Genomic DNA, 13,728 nt, shown 5'->3' with positions numbered 1-13,728 from the left:
GCGGGGCTTTTTCATTCAGCCTTGGCTATCAACCATGATGAGGCTTTTGCTCATCGGCGGTTTCCAGGGCTGGCTCTCCGGCGGCTGCAGCAGCTTCCTGCGCGGCTTTGGCAGCAGCCTCGGCCTCACGTTTGCGGCGGCGAACTTCACGCGGGTCGTTCGGCGCACGGCCGTTGGCCAGCATGACAGTGGCAGGCTCTACCACGGCTGGGGCCGCGACCGGCGCAGGCTCGACAACCACAGGTGCAGGCTCGGCCACTACTTCTGGCTGGGCTTCGGCAGCCGGCGCAGCCTCGACCACGGTCGGGGCCTGCTCGATTTCACCGGCTTCGACAGCTGGCGCTTCTACCGGGGCTTCGACAGCCACGGCCGGCTCGGCAACAGGCGCTTCTTCGACGACCGGTTGTGGCGCGACTTCGACCACTGGCTCGGCAGTTGCCTCGACCACGGCCACAGGCTCGCTGACCGGCTGCTCGACCACTGGGGCCACGGCCACTTCTTCAACCTTGGTGACAACTTCGACTTGCTCGAGCTTTTCAGCCTGCTCAACCGGCTGGGCGGCTTCGCTGTTGTCGGTTGCTGCAGCGGCAACGACGTCAGCGGTGGCGCGCTCGGCCTGCTGGTTGGCCTGGGCTTCGGCGTCGCTGCTGATGTTGCTGGTAGCAACCGCTGCAGTTACAGCCAGGCCGGCCGCCAGTTCAGCACCCAGCTCGGTGGCCTGGTGCTGCTGTGGCTGTTCGTCGCTGCCTTCTTCTTCGCCGTCGATCAGCTCGCCATTGGCATTGCGCTGACGTTCACGACGATTGCTGCGGCGACGCTGGCCACGCGAGCGGCGGCGCGGACGCTCGCCATCGGTGCCTTCCTGCTCGTCTTGCAGTTGTTCTTCATTCGGCAGTTGCTCTTCGGCCAGCTCGGCAGCCTGTTCGGCCGCTTCTTCGGCCGCGCGTGGCTGACGCTCTTCACGGGGTGGGCGCGGGGCGCGCTCTTCACGCGGAGCACGTTCTTCACGTGGTGCACGCTCTTCACGCGGGGCGCGTTCTTCACGTGGTGCACGCTCTTCACGCGGGGCGCGTTCTTCACGTGGTGCACGCTCTTCACGAGGGGCGCGTTCTTCACGTGGGGCACGCTCTTCGCGAGGGGCCCGCTCTTCACGCGGTGCACGCTCTTCACGTGGGGCGCGTTCTTCACGGGCTACACGTTCTTCACGTGGCTGGCGCTCTTCGCGTTCGGCCGGTGGGGTAGCGTCCAGCGGCTCGCGCAGTTCGCGTACGCGCTCTTCGCCACGGTTGCCGCGGCGGTCTTCGCGTGGCTGGCGTGGTGCGCGTTCTTCCCGCGGTGCCCGCTCTTCGCGTGGGGCACGTTCTTCACGTGGTGCACGTTCTTCGCGTGGCTGGCGCTCGGCACGCTCTTCACGCGGCTTGCGCTCTTCGTCGCGGCGGCCATTGCGGTTGCGGCTTTGCTGGCGGCCGTTGCGGCGTTCTTCGTTGCGTGGGCTGCGCTCGGCGGCCGGTTTCTCGGCGGCAGGGGCGACCGGGGCAGCGGCAGGCTCGTCTTTGCCGGCGAACAGGCTGACCAGCGACTTGACCAGGCCCTTGAACAGGCTTGGCTCCGGCGCGCTCGGCGCGGCGGCGGCCGGTGCAGGCTGGTGCTCTTCGGCGGCGGCCGGTACCGGTGCATTGGCGCGGGCCGGGGCAGTTTTCACGGCCGCTTCCTGGCGAACCAGCGTACGGGTGGCAGTCGGTTGTGGTGCTTCTTCGGTTTCGCTGGCGGCGATTTCGTAGCTGGACTGGTTGTTCAGCACTTCCGGGTTGTCGTCGCGCAGGCGCTGGACTTCGAAGTGCGGGGTTTCCAGGTGATCGTTCGGCAGGATGATGATGCGCGCACGGGTGCGCAGCTCGATCTTGGTGATGGAATTACGCTTTTCGTTGAGCAGGAACGCTGCTACCGGGATTGGCACCTGGGCACGCACTTCGGCGGTGCGGTCTTTCAGGGCTTCTTCTTCGATCAGGCGCAGGATGGCCAGCGACAGCGACTCGACGTCACGGATGATGCCGGTGCCGGAGCAACGTGGGCAGACGATGCCGCTGCTTTCACCCAGCGATGGGCGCAGGCGCTGACGGGACATTTCCAGCAGGCCAAAGCGCGAGATGCGCCCAACCTGCACGCGGGCGCGGTCGGCTTCCAGGCACTCACGCACGCGCTCTTCGACGGCGCGCTGGTTCTTGGCCGGGGTCATGTCGATGAAGTCGATGACGATCAGGCCGCCGATGTCACGCAGGCGCAACTGGCGGGCGATTTCCTCGGCCGCTTCCAGGTTGGTCTGCAGGGCGGTTTCTTCGATGTCGCTGCCTTTGGTGGCGCGCGCCGAGTTGATGTCGATGGACACCAGGGCTTCGGTCGGGTCGATCACGATCGAGCCACCGGACGGCAGGTCGACCACGCGCTGGAAGGCGGTTTCGATCTGGCTTTCGATCTGGAAGCGGTTGAACAGCGGCACGCTGTCTTCGTAGAGCTTGACCTTGCTGGCGTACTGCGGCATCACCTGGCGGATGAAGGTCAGGGCTTCTTCCTGGGCGTCGATGCTGTCGATCAATACTTCGCCGATGTCCTGGCGCAGGTAGTCGCGGATGGCGCGGATGATGACGTTGCTTTCCTGGTAGATCAGGAACGGCGCGGCGCGGTCCAGGGACGCTTCCTTGATGGCGGTCCACAATTGCAGCAGGTAGTCCAGGTCCCACTGCATTTCTTCGCTGCTGCGGCCCAGGCCGGCGGTGCGCACGATCAGGCCCATGTCGCCCGGTACGGTCAGGCCGTTCAGGGCTTCGCGCAGTTCGTTGCGCTCTTCGCCTTCGATGCGGCGCGAGATGCCACCGGCGCGCGGGTTGTTGGGCATCAGTACCAGGTAGCGGCCGGCCAGGCTGATGAAGGTGGTGAGGGCGGCACCTTTGTTGCCACGCTCTTCCTTCTCGACCTGAACGATGACTTCCTGCCCTTCGCTGAGCACTTCCTTGATGTTCACCCGGCCTTCCGGGGTTTTCTTGAAGTATTCGCGGGAGATTTCTTTCAGCGGCAGGAAGCCGTGACGTTCGGAACCGAAGTCGACGAAAGCGGCTTCGAGGCTGGGTTCGATGCGGGTGATCTTGCCTTTGTAGATGTTGGCCTTTTTCTGCTCACGCGCGCCGGACTCGATGTCCAGGTCGTAGAGACGTTGGCCGTCCACCAGGGCTACACGCAACTCTTCGGGTTGAGTTGCGTTAATCAGCATTCTTTTCATGTTGTACCGTCGGTTTCCGGGCTGCCGGAAACGGCGTTCGGCACACACGACGTCTCATGGTCGGTGCCAAGGTGCGCAAAGGGTGGCCGGGCCACCCCCGTGTCGAGCAACGTTCGGCACCAGCCGGTTGCCCAGCCTGCCGTTGTCGCGACGACGCGTCCTGTTTGCTGCGGTGCCAACAAGGCCCCGGTGGCTTCGAATGGGTATCCGAATCAACCAAGCGGGCCTTGTGCACTCAGTCAGGAGGAGGAATCAACCGTCAGCCGTGGACGCCCGGGGGCATCTGTTCAGGACCTTATCCGCTCACCAGCCTTCAATCGGCTGCTGGCCGGACGCGGTGCTACACGGTCCGAGGGCTGTGCATCTCCACCCTGCACGTATCCCTGATAATTCGGGTGCTGCCGCGCGCTGAATCCGCAACGGGTTGCATTTTTCGCCAGCTTCGAATGGGAAGCTGACGCCATTACATGTCCAAGGCTGTTGTTTCCGGAGCATTCGCCTTGCGTTGCGTGGAAGCGACGGGGCGGGCAGAGCTACAACGAAAAGAATCGGGTAAGCAGGTGAACAACCACACTTGTCGTTTTTTTCGGTCTTCTCTACACAGCGCTGGTGGCGATTCCAGGCAATTCGGTAAACTGGCGAAAACCCCGTAGGACGGCCTCGCGTCCTGGAGAATTGCGTAGGTCAGCAACCGGCTCAGGGCCTGGTTTTGCTGGCCTGCCACTTTTGGCGGCGTTCGCGACTATAGCAGCAATGATTAAGTGCTTCAATTCCATAAAAAATTGTTATGATTCCCGCCATGACGACCAATACCCCTCCGACTTCCGGCGTACAGCTGATCGAAGTCGCGCCGGAGCTTGCCGGCCAACGCATCGACAATTTCCTCATCACGGCGCTCAAGGGCGTGCCCAAGACCCTGGTCTACCGCATCCTGCGCAAGGGTGAGGTGCGGGTCAACAAGGGCCGCGTGAAACCCGAGTACAAGATCCAGGCCGGCGATATCGTGCGGGTGCCGCCCGTCCGCCTGCCGGAGCGCGACGAGCCGGCACCGGTCGCCCAGGGGCTGTTGCAGCGCCTGGAGGCGGCCATCGTCTATGAAGACAAGGCGCTGATCGTGATGAACAAGCCGGCCGGCATCGCCGTGCATGGCGGTAGTGGCCTGAGCTTCGGCGTGATCGAGGCGCTGCGCCAGCTGCGCCCTGACGCCAAGGAGCTGGAGCTGGTGCACCGCCTGGACCGCGACACCTCCGGCCTGCTGATGATCGCCAAGAAGCGCAGCATGTTGCGCCACCTGCATGCGGCGCTGCGCGGTGATGGCGTGGACAAGCGCTACATGGCATTGGTGCGGGGCCACTGGCCCACGGCCAAGAAACAGGTCAACGCGCCCCTGCTCAAAAGCAACCTGCGCTCGGGCGAGCGTATGGTCGAGGTGAACGATGAGGGCAAGGAGGCGCTGACCCTGTTCCGCGTGCTGCGTCGCTTCGGCGATTTCGCCACCATTGTCGAGGCGCGGCCGATCACCGGGCGTACCCACCAGATTCGCGTGCATACCCTGCATGCCGGGCACATGATCGCCGGCGACAACAAATACGGCGACGAAGATTTCAGCCGCGAAATTCGCGAGTTGGGTGGCAAGCGCCTGTTCCTGCACGCCTACGCGCTGACCGTGCCGCTGCCGGACGGTGGCGAGCTCAAGCTTGAAGCGCCGGTGGACGAAGTCTGGGCCAAGACTGTGGAGCGGCTGAGTGCGCCGTGACCTATGAAAAAAGCTTATGAACTGCTGATCTTCGACTGGGACGGCACGCTGGCCGACTCCGTAGGGCGCATCGTCGAGTCCATGAACGCGGCTGCCGTGCGTGCCGGTGAGGCGCAAAGCAGTGATGATGCGATCAAGGGCATCATCGGCCTGGCCCTGGACGAGGCCATCCATACCCTGTACCCGCACCTGGAGCCCGTTCAGGTCGAAAGCTTCCGTCAGCACTACGCTGATATCTACACCGCCCTGGATCAGCAGCCTTCGCCGCTGTTCGAGGGGGTGAGCGAGTCGCTGGACGCCTTCCGCGCCGAGGGTTACCGCCTGGCGGTGGCCACCGGCAAGGCCCGTCGCGGCCTCGATCGGGTGCTCAAGGCCAACGGCTGGCAGGCGTTTTTCGACATTACCCGCGCCGCTGATGAAACCCGTGGCAAGCCACACCCGCTGATGCTCGAGGAAATTCTCGGCCATTGTGGTGTAGAACCGCAGCGTGCGCTGATGGTCGGAGATTCGGCATTCGACCTGCAAATGGCCAGCAATGCCGGCATGCATTCGGTGGCCGTGGGCTATGGTGCCATGTCGTTACAGGCGCTGGCCGAGTTCGGCCCGCAGGTGTGCATCGAGCATTTTTCCCAGCTGCGCGAGTGGTTGGCTGGGGCCGCAATTCCACTTCCAAGGTAGGTGAGCATGGCAGACGAATGGAAAGCCCCCGAGGCCGAGCCCGGGGAGCGCGAAGAGCGCAAGAGCTGGCAACTGCTGGAAAAGACCCTGTTGGCCAGTGTGCAGGAGCAGCGCCGCTCACGGCGCTGGGGTATTTTTTTCAAGCTGCTGACCTTCGTTTACCTGTTCGGCATCCTGGCGCTGTTCTCGCCGCTGATGGATATGGACAAGGCGGCCTCGCGCGGTGCCAGCCATACCGCACTGGTCGAGGTGCGTGGCGTGATTGCCGACCAGGAGGCGGCGAGCGCAGACAATATCGTCAAGAGCCTGCGTGAGGCCTTCAAAGACAGCAAGACCAAGGCGGTAGTAATGCGCATCAACAGCCCGGGTGGCAGCCCGGTGCAGGCCGGTTACGTGTACGACGAAATCCGCCGCCTGCGTGCCGAATACCCGGCCATCAAGCTGTACGCGGTAATTGCCGACCTGGGGGCGTCCGGTGCCTACTACATTGCCAGTGCGGCAGACGAGATCTACGCCGACAAGGCCAGCCTGGTGGGGTCCATCGGGGTAACGGCGGCCGGCTATGGCTTCGTCGGCACCATGGAAAAGCTGGGTGTCGAGCGCCGCGCCTACACCTCGGGTGAGCACAAGGCGTTCCTTGACCCGTTCTCGCCGGAAAAGCCCGAGGAGACGCGGTTCTGGCAAGGGGTGCTGGACACCACGCACAACCAGTTCATCGCCATGGTCAAGCAGGGCCGCGGCGAGCGCCTGAAAGACAAGGAGCACCCGGAGCTGTTCAGTGGCCTGGTGTGGTCGGGTGAACAAGCCAAGGCGCTGGGGCTGGTGGATGGGCTGGGCAGTGCCAGCTATGTGGCGCGTGAGATCGTGGGTGAGAAGGAGTTGGTGGACTTCACCGTGCAGGAATCGCCGTTTGACCGCTTCTCCAAGCGGGTCGGGGCCAGTGTGGCTGAGCACCTGGCCATGTGGATGGGCTTCCAGGGGCCACAGCTGCGCTGATAGCCTGTTCTGGCCCCATCGCCGGCTTGCCGGCGATGGGCCGCAAAGCGGCCCCAGGCCCTCAAGGAATCACCACCCCTTCCTTGGTCAGCATGTCCACCAGCCGAATCAACGGTAGCCCGATCAGGCTGGTGGCGTCGCAGCCATGGGTGCTCTGAAACAAACTCACCCCCAACCCCTCCGCCTTGAAGCTGCCAGCGCAGTCCAGCGGCTGCTCCGCCGCGACATAGCGCTCCACCTGCTCGCGGCTCAGTTCGCGCAAGGTCACGGTAAACGGTATGCAATCGACCTGGCATTGCCCGGTAGCGCTGTTGAGCAGCGCCAGCCCGGTCAGGAAGCACACCTGCTGCCCGCTGCACGCCAGCAGTTGTTCGCAGGCGCGCTCGAAGGTCTTCGGCTTGCCCAGCACCTGTTCGCCCAGCACCGCCACCTGGTCCGAGCCGATGATCAGGTGCCCGGGGTGGTTGCCCGCCAGTGCCTCGGCCTTCTGCCTGGCCAGGCGCTGCACCAGCTCTGGCGCTGGCTCGCCGGCCTGGCGCTGCTCGTCTATGTCGGGGCTTGCCCAGGTGAAAGGCAGTTGCAGGCGGGCGAGCAGTTCGCGGCGATAGGCAGAGCTGGAAGCCAGTAACAGAGGAAGCATGGTAGACTCCTGATTCAGTTGAACAAATTCTATCACGCACGATGCCGCCTAATTTCCTTTGACAGGGGCGGGGGGCATCCCTATTATGCTGCGCCTATGTTGAATGACCCGATTCCACCTCACGTTGACCCGCGCAAATTAGCCGATCGTGGCGTAACCCTTAACGGTTCGCTGCCGCTCGCTGATTTGGAAAGACTCTGCGACCCGCTTTCCGACAATGTCGGTACGGTGCAGGCGAAGTTCGATTTTGAACGAGATGAACAGCACGTGGTGGTTATCCACAGCGAGCTGGACGTCGAAGTCAAAATGGTTTGCCAGCGTTGTCTTGAGCTGGTCACCCTGCCGATCCATAGCGAATGCACTTACGCTGTGGTGAAGGAGGGTGCGAATACCCAGTCGTTGCCGAAAGGCTATGACGTGCTGGAACTGGGCGAAGATCCTTTGGATCTGCAGGCATTGATCGAGGAGGAGCTTCTGCTCGCCCTGCCAATCGTGCCTGCTCATCATCCGGAAGAATGCCAGCAGCCGGCGGGCGCAGACGAGCCCGAATCGAGCAAGGACGAGGTATCGCGGTCCAACCCGTTCAGTGTTTTGGCGCAGTTAAAGCGTGACCCAAACGTTTAGGAGTTAATCAATTATGGCTGTTCAGCAGAACAAAAAATCCCGCTCTGCCCGTGACATGCGCCGTTCGCACGACGCTCTGTCGGAAAACGCGCTGTCGGTAGACAAGTCCACCGGTGAAGTCCACCTGCGCCACCACGTTTCGCCAGAAGGCGTATACCGTGGTCGCAAAGTGGTCGACAAGGGCGCTGACGAGTAATCCTTGTCCGCTCAGGTCATCGCGATCGACGCAATGGGCGGGGACTTCGGTCCCCGCAGCATTGTTCAGGCTAGCATTGCCTGCCTTTCCGCTACCCCCTCGTTGCACCTGACCCTCGTCGGTCAACCCTCCCTCCTGGAAGATCTTGTCAGCGGCCTTGCGGCTGCGGATCGCGCGCGCCTGCAAATCGTCGCCGCCAGTGAAGTGGTCGGCATGGACGAGCGGCCATCCCAGGTGCTGCGTGGCAAGCCGGACTCGTCCATGCGCATCGCCCTGGAACTGGTGCGTGATGGCAAGGCCCAGGCCTGCGTCAGTGCCGGCAACACCGGCGCGCTGATGGCGTTGTCACGCTTCGTGCTCAAGACCCTGCCGGGTATCGACCGCCCGGCCATGGTGGCGGCGATCCCGACCCAGGCCGGTTACTGCCAGTTGCTCGACCTGGGTGCCAATGTCGATTGCAGTGCCGAAAACCTGTACCAGTTCGCCGTGATGGGGTCGGTGGCCGCCCAGGCCCTGGGTGTTCACCGCCCGCGCGTGGCGTTGCTGAACATCGGTACCGAGGACATCAAGGGCAACCAGCAGGTCAAGCTGGCGGCAAGCCTGTTGCACAATGCCCGCGGGCTCAACTATGTGGGCTTTGTCGAAGGTGACGGGCTGTACCGTGGCGAGGCGGATGTGGTGGTGTGCGACGGCTTTGTTGGCAATATCCTGCTCAAGTCCAGCGAGGGGCTGGCCACCATGATCGGTGCGCGGATCGAGCAATTGTTCAAGGGCGGTTTGCTGGCGCGGGCTGCTGGAGCGGTGGCCATGCCCCTGCTCAAGCGTCTGCAGGCCGACCTGGCGCCGGCGCGGCACAATGGCGCGAGTTTCCTGGGTTTGCAGGGTATCGTCATCAAGAGCCATGGCTCCGCGGGCGTTCAGGGGTTCCAGAGTGCCATCCAGCGGGCGTTGATCGAGATTCAGGAGAATCTGCCGCAGCGTTTGCACGGGCGTTTGGAGGACCTGCTGCTTTAGCCTGCGACGGGGCCCGGGCAGGCAAACAAAGACCTTAGGCATATCCCCGATGAAGTGCTTAAATGTGACCGCTTGGTCTGCGTCTTCATCCAAGCTTTCAGATTCCGCGCCTGGCCCAAGGCCTGGCGTACCCTATCCGACGACAAGATCATAAGGGCTTGTTCAATGTCTGCATCTCTCGCATTCGTCTTTCCCGGTCAAGGTTCCCAGTCGCTGGGCATGCTCGCCGAGCTCGGCGCCGAGAAGCCAGTGATCATCGAAACCTTCAAGGAAGCTTCTGCAGCACTCGGTTACGACCTGTGGAAGCTGGTTCAGGAAGGTCCGGAAGAGCAACTCAACCAGACTGACAAGACGCAGCCGGCGATCCTCACCGCGTCCATCGCGTTGTGGCGTCTGTGGCTGGAAGAGGGCGGTGCCACGCCAGCTTTCGTGTCCGGTCATAGCCTGGGTGAATACAGCGCCCTGGTCGCTGCCGGCAGCATCAGCCTGAAAGACGCTGTGCGCCTGGTCGAGCGCCGTGGCCAGCTGATGCAGGAAGCGGTACCTGCCGGGCACGGGGCCATGGCCGCCATTCTCGGCCTGGACGACGCTGTGGTCGTGGAGCTCTGCGCCGAAGCGGCTGAAGATGAAGTGGTCAGTGCCGTCAACTTCAACTCGCCAGGGCAGGTGGTCATCGCCGGCAACAAGGCGGCGGTCGACCGCGCCATGGAGCTGTGCAAGGCCAAAGGCGCCAAGCGCGCCCTGCCGCTGGCCGTCAGCGTGCCTTCGCACTGCGCCCTGATGAAGCCGGCTGCCGAGCGCTTTGCCGATGCGGTCAACGCCATCGAGTGGAAGGCCCCGCAGATCCCGGTGGTGCAGAACGTCACCGCCGCCATCGCGGCCGACCTCGATGCCCTCAAGCAGGACCTGCTGGCGCAGCTGTACCAGCCGGTACGCTGGGTTGAGTGCGTGCAGGCCCTGGCGGCCAATGGTGCAGTCAATCTGGTCGAGTGCGGCCCGGGCAAAGTCCTGGCTGGCCTGAACAAGCGTTGCGCCGATGGCGTGACCACTTACAACCTCAATACCCCTGACGCCGTTGCCGCCACTCGCGCGGCACTGGCCTGAATTGGAGAAGCTTGCATGAGCCTGCAAGGTAAAGTTGCACTGGTCACTGGCGCCAGCCGTGGCATTGGCCAGGCCATCGCCCTGGAACTGGGCCGCCAGGGCGCAACCGTGATTGGTACCGCCACTTCGGCCTCCGGCGCCGAGCGTATCGCCGCCACCCTCAAAGAGCACGGTATCACCGGCACCGGCATGGAACTGAACGTGACCAGCGCCGAGTCGGTTGACGCGGTACTGGCTGCCATTGGTGAGCAGTTCGGCGCCCCGGCCATTCTGGTCAACAACGCCGGCATCACCCGGGACAACCTCATGCTGCGCATGAAAGACGACGAATGGTTCGACGTGATCGACACCAACCTGAACAGCCTCTACCGTCTGTCCAAGGGTGTGCTGCGTGGCATGACCAAGGCTCGTTGGGGTCGTATCATCAGCATCGGCTCGGTCGTCGGTGCCATGGGTAACGCTGGCCAGGCCAACTATGCGGCTGCCAAGGCCGGGCTGGAAGGCTTCAGCCGCGCCCTGGCGCGTGAAGTCGGTTCGCGTGGCATTACCGTCAACTCGGTGACCCCTGGTTTCATCGATACCGACATGACCCGCGAACTGCCTGAAGCGCAGCGCGAAGCCCTGCAAACCCAGATTCCACTGGGCCGCCTGGGGCAGGCCGACGAAATTGCCAAGGTGGTTTCGTTCCTGGCTTCGGACGGTGCAGCCTATGTAACCGGCGCAACCGTGCCGGTCAACGGCGGGATGTACATGTAACCCTGCAACTCAATGTGACGGATTTCGTAAAAAAAGAGTCATACTGCGAGCCTAAAATCCGTTATAAAGCTGCAATCAGATTCCAGACAGCGGGTGCGATGACTAGCCTGAAGGCAGGTTCAGCTTGAAAAGCGAACGTCTTTCTATAAAATTAGCCACCGGCCAGCTGCCTGCATATATCCATTAGGAGTGAAAACTAGGTATGAGCACCATCGAAGAACGCGTCAAGAAAATCGTCGCCGAGCAACTGGGCGTCAAGGAAGAAGAAGTGACTGCTGAGAAGTCCTTCGTCGATGACCTGGGTGCCGATTCGCTTGACACCGTTGAACTGGTGATGGCTCTGGAAGAGGAATTCGAGACCGAAATCCCTGACGAAGAAGCCGAGAAGATCACTACCGTTCAAGCTGCTATCGACTACGTCAAGAACCACCAGGCTTAAGACGTTACAGTCGACGCTACTTGTCGGGGAAAACCGCACTGCCTTCGCTGGCGTGCGGTTTTTTCTTTGCGAGCGCCGCGTATTGCCCGGGCCGCCTCGTTCACCGCGCACCAAGAGCCTGTTGCCATTTCATTCCAGCGCTTGAATGCAATGCCAAGAGACTCTGTTATTAGAAAAGGAGAGTACTGTGTCGCGTAGACGCGTCGTGGTCACCGGTATGGGTATGCTGTCGCCACTGGGTACCGATGTACCGAGCACCTGGCAGGGCATTCTGGCTGGCCGCAGTGGCATTGGTCCGATCGAACACACGGACCTGTCTGCCTACTCCACCCGTTTTGGCGGCTCGGTGAAAGGCTTCGAGGTGGAGCAGTACCTGTCGGCCAAAGAGGCCCGCAAGCTCGACCTGTTCATCCAGTACGGCCTGGCGGCCGGGTTCCAGGCGGTGCGTAATGCCGGCCTGGAGGTCACCGACGCCAACCGCGAGCGCATCGGCGTGGCCATGGGGTCGGGGATCGGTGGCCTGACCAACATCGAAGAAACCAGCCGCACCCTGCATGACTCGGGGCCGCGTCGCATTTCGCCATTCTTCGTGCCGGGCTCGATCATCAACATGATCTCGGGTTTCCTGTCGATCCACCTGGGCCTGCAGGGCCCCAACTACGCCATTGCCACTGCCTGCACCACGGGCACCCATTGCATCGGCATGGCCGCGCGCAATATCGCCTACGGTGAAGCCGACGTAATGATTGCCGGCGGCGCCGAAATGGCCGCGTGCGGGCTGGGCATGGGTGGCTTCGGTGCATCGCGCGCGCTGTCCACCCGCAACGACGAGCCTGCCCGCGCCAGCCGCCCTTGGGACAAAGGTCGCGACGGTTTCGTGCTGTCCGACGGTGCCGGTGCCTTGGTGCTCGAAGAACTGGAGCATGCCCAGGCCCGTGGGGCGACCATCTATGCCGAGTTGATCGGTTTTGGCATGAGCGGCGACGCCTACCACATGACCTCGCCACCAGACTCCGGTGAAGGCGCTGCGCGCTGCATGGCCAACGCCCTGCGCGATGCTGGCATCCAGCCGGAACACGTGAGCTACATCAACGCCCATGGCACTTCGACCCCCGCGGGCGACATTGCCGAGGTGGCGGCGATCAAGCGCGTATTCGGCGACCACGCCTACAAGCTGGCAGTCAGCTCGACCAAGTCGATGACCGGCCACCTGCTGGGGGCGGCTGGCGCGGTAGAAGCGATCTTCAGTGTGCTGGCGATCAACAGCCAGATGGCGCCCCCGACCATCAACCTGGACGAACCGGACGAAGGTTGCGACCTGGACTTCGTGCCGCACCAGGCGCGCAGCATGCCGATCGATGTGGTGTTGTCCAACTCGTTCGGCTTTGGTGGCACCAACGGCTCGCTGGTGTTCCGCCGGTTCGCCGGTTGATGCTCAGCTGGATCGACGGCCAGCCCGCGACTGCGCTCAATCTGCAGAACCGCGGGCTGGCTTACGGCGATGGTCTTTTCGAAACCATCGCCGTTCGGCATGGCCGGCCCAGCCTCCTGGATGGCCATCTCGCTCGCCTGGCGCTGGGTTGCCAGCGGCTGGCGATTGGCGCCGACCTGGCGCAGGTGCGTGAGGAATTGCTGCGCTACGCCAGCCAGCTCGGCGACGGGGTAGCCAAACTCATCCTCACCCGTGGCGACAGCCAGCGTGGTTACGCGCCGGTTGCCGATGCCGTGCCCCGGCGTATCCTGCAGGGCGGCCCATTACCCAGCTATCCTGTTGCCCATGTCGAGCAGGGCGTACGCTTGTTCCCCTGCCAGACACGGCTTGGGGAACAACCGTTGCTGGCCGGGCTCAAACACCTCAACCGTCTGGAGCAGGTGCTGGCCCGTGCCGAATGGCAGGACAGTGACCATGCCGAGGGCCTGATGTGTGACGGGCAAGGCCGGGTGATCGAAGGGGTATACAGCAATCTGTTCCTGGTGCGCGACGGCGTGCTTTTTACTGCCGACCTCAGCCGTTGTGGCGTGGCCGGGGTCATGCGCGGTGCCTTGCTCGAACAGGCGCGCTTGCAGGGTATTACGGCCAACGTCTGCGACCTGCCGTATGGTGCGCTGGAGCAGGCCGATGAAGTATTTGTTTGCAACAGCGTCTATGGCGTCTGGCCCGTGCGCGGCCTGGCCGCGTTAAACTGGTCGCCGGGCCCGCTTACCCGAAAACTGCAGGCCGTTGCCCGTACGTTACTGGAAACCTGAATTC

Annotated in this window: 13 protein-coding genes; 11 read left to right on the top strand and 2 right to left on the bottom strand. The window is 63.1% G+C overall.

Annotated elements, in window-relative coordinates; translation table 11 throughout:
• Nucleotides 1-28: 28 nt before the first annotated feature.
• Nucleotides 29-3,274, bottom strand: coding sequence for a ribonuclease E (gene rne, locus AACG97_RS20225; RefSeq protein WP_177433806.1), 3,246 nt, complete (start codon nucleotides 3,272-3,274; stop codon nucleotides 29-31).
• Nucleotides 3,275-4,073: 799 nt separating this feature from the next.
• Between rne and rluC the strand changes: the two genes are divergently transcribed.
• Genes rluC through AACG97_RS20210 form a run of 3 tightly spaced genes read left to right on the top strand, consistent with a single transcriptional unit; the run spans nucleotide 4,074 to nucleotide 6,704 of the window.
• Nucleotides 4,074-5,030 (top strand): 23S rRNA pseudouridine(955/2504/2580) synthase RluC, encoded by a 957-nt coding sequence (gene rluC / locus AACG97_RS20220; RefSeq protein WP_009685075.1) that lies wholly within the window; start codon nucleotides 4,074-4,076, stop codon nucleotides 5,028-5,030.
• A gap of 3 nt (nucleotides 5,031-5,033) precedes the next feature.
• Nucleotides 5,034-5,708, top strand: a complete 675-nt coding sequence (locus AACG97_RS20215) for an HAD family hydrolase (protein ID WP_115294529.1) — start codon at nucleotides 5,034-5,036, stop codon at nucleotides 5,706-5,708.
• 6 nt (nucleotides 5,709-5,714) lie between these two features.
• On the top strand, nucleotides 5,715-6,704 hold the full coding sequence (locus tag AACG97_RS20210) for a S49 family peptidase (protein ID WP_009685073.1): 990 nt from the start codon (nucleotides 5,715-5,717) through the stop codon (nucleotides 6,702-6,704).
• A 61-nt stretch (nucleotides 6,705-6,765) separates the two neighbouring features.
• Here AACG97_RS20210 and AACG97_RS20205 read toward each other — a convergent pair whose 3' ends face one another.
• Nucleotides 6,766-7,344: a Maf family protein gene (locus AACG97_RS20205; protein ID WP_009685072.1), complete on the bottom strand. Its 579-nt coding sequence runs from the start codon at nucleotides 7,342-7,344 to the stop codon at nucleotides 6,766-6,768.
• 96 nt (nucleotides 7,345-7,440) lie between these two features.
• Here AACG97_RS20205 and AACG97_RS20200 point away from each other — a divergent pair, with 96 nt between their 5' ends.
• The 8 genes from AACG97_RS20200 (at nucleotide 7,441) to pabC (ending at nucleotide 13,724) form a co-directional block, all read left to right on the top strand.
• Nucleotides 7,441-7,968, top strand: a complete 528-nt coding sequence (locus AACG97_RS20200; RefSeq protein WP_080709253.1) for a YceD family protein — start codon at nucleotides 7,441-7,443, stop codon at nucleotides 7,966-7,968.
• Nucleotides 7,969-7,981: 13 nt separating this feature from the next.
• Entirely contained in the window at nucleotides 7,982-8,164 is a 183-nt protein-coding gene (rpmF, locus tag AACG97_RS20195; protein WP_029887079.1) for a 50S ribosomal protein L32, read from the top strand.
• A 3-nt stretch (nucleotides 8,165-8,167) separates the two neighbouring features.
• Nucleotides 8,168-9,178 (top strand): phosphate acyltransferase PlsX, encoded by a 1,011-nt coding sequence (gene plsX, locus AACG97_RS20190; RefSeq protein ID WP_082416259.1) that lies wholly within the window; start codon nucleotides 8,168-8,170, stop codon nucleotides 9,176-9,178.
• A 165-nt stretch (nucleotides 9,179-9,343) separates the two neighbouring features.
• Entirely contained in the window at nucleotides 9,344-10,282 is a 939-nt protein-coding gene (fabD, locus tag AACG97_RS20185) for an ACP S-malonyltransferase (protein WP_029887081.1), read from the top strand.
• Nucleotides 10,283-10,297: 15 nt separating this feature from the next.
• A complete protein-coding gene (gene fabG, locus AACG97_RS20180; protein ID WP_009685066.1) occupies nucleotides 10,298-11,038 on the top strand; it encodes a 3-oxoacyl-ACP reductase FabG in 741 nt (246 codons plus the stop codon).
• Between the two features lie 202 nt (nucleotides 11,039-11,240).
• The gene (acpP, locus tag AACG97_RS20175) at nucleotides 11,241-11,477 is read left to right on the top strand and encodes an acyl carrier protein (protein ID WP_009685065.1); all 237 of its coding nucleotides are present in this window, start codon (nucleotides 11,241-11,243) and stop codon (nucleotides 11,475-11,477) included.
• 187 nt (nucleotides 11,478-11,664) lie between these two features.
• Entirely contained in the window at nucleotides 11,665-12,909 is a 1,245-nt protein-coding gene (fabF, locus tag AACG97_RS20170) for a beta-ketoacyl-ACP synthase II (protein WP_009685064.1), read from the top strand.
• Nucleotides 12,909-13,724 (top strand): aminodeoxychorismate lyase, encoded by an 816-nt coding sequence (pabC, locus tag AACG97_RS20165; RefSeq protein ID WP_115294527.1) that lies wholly within the window; start codon nucleotides 12,909-12,911, stop codon nucleotides 13,722-13,724. The genes fabF and pabC overlap by 1 nt, the downstream gene beginning before the upstream one ends.
• Nucleotides 13,725-13,728 lie beyond the last annotated feature (4 nt).

Origin of the sequence: Pseudomonas sp. Nvir, assembly GCF_963778085.1 — a bacterium.
Classification (GTDB): Bacteria; Pseudomonadota; Gammaproteobacteria; order Pseudomonadales; family Pseudomonadaceae; genus Aquipseudomonas; species Aquipseudomonas juntendi.
The sequence above is the reverse complement of the archived record's forward strand: the minus strand, read 5'-3'. Positions and strand labels throughout refer to the sequence as shown.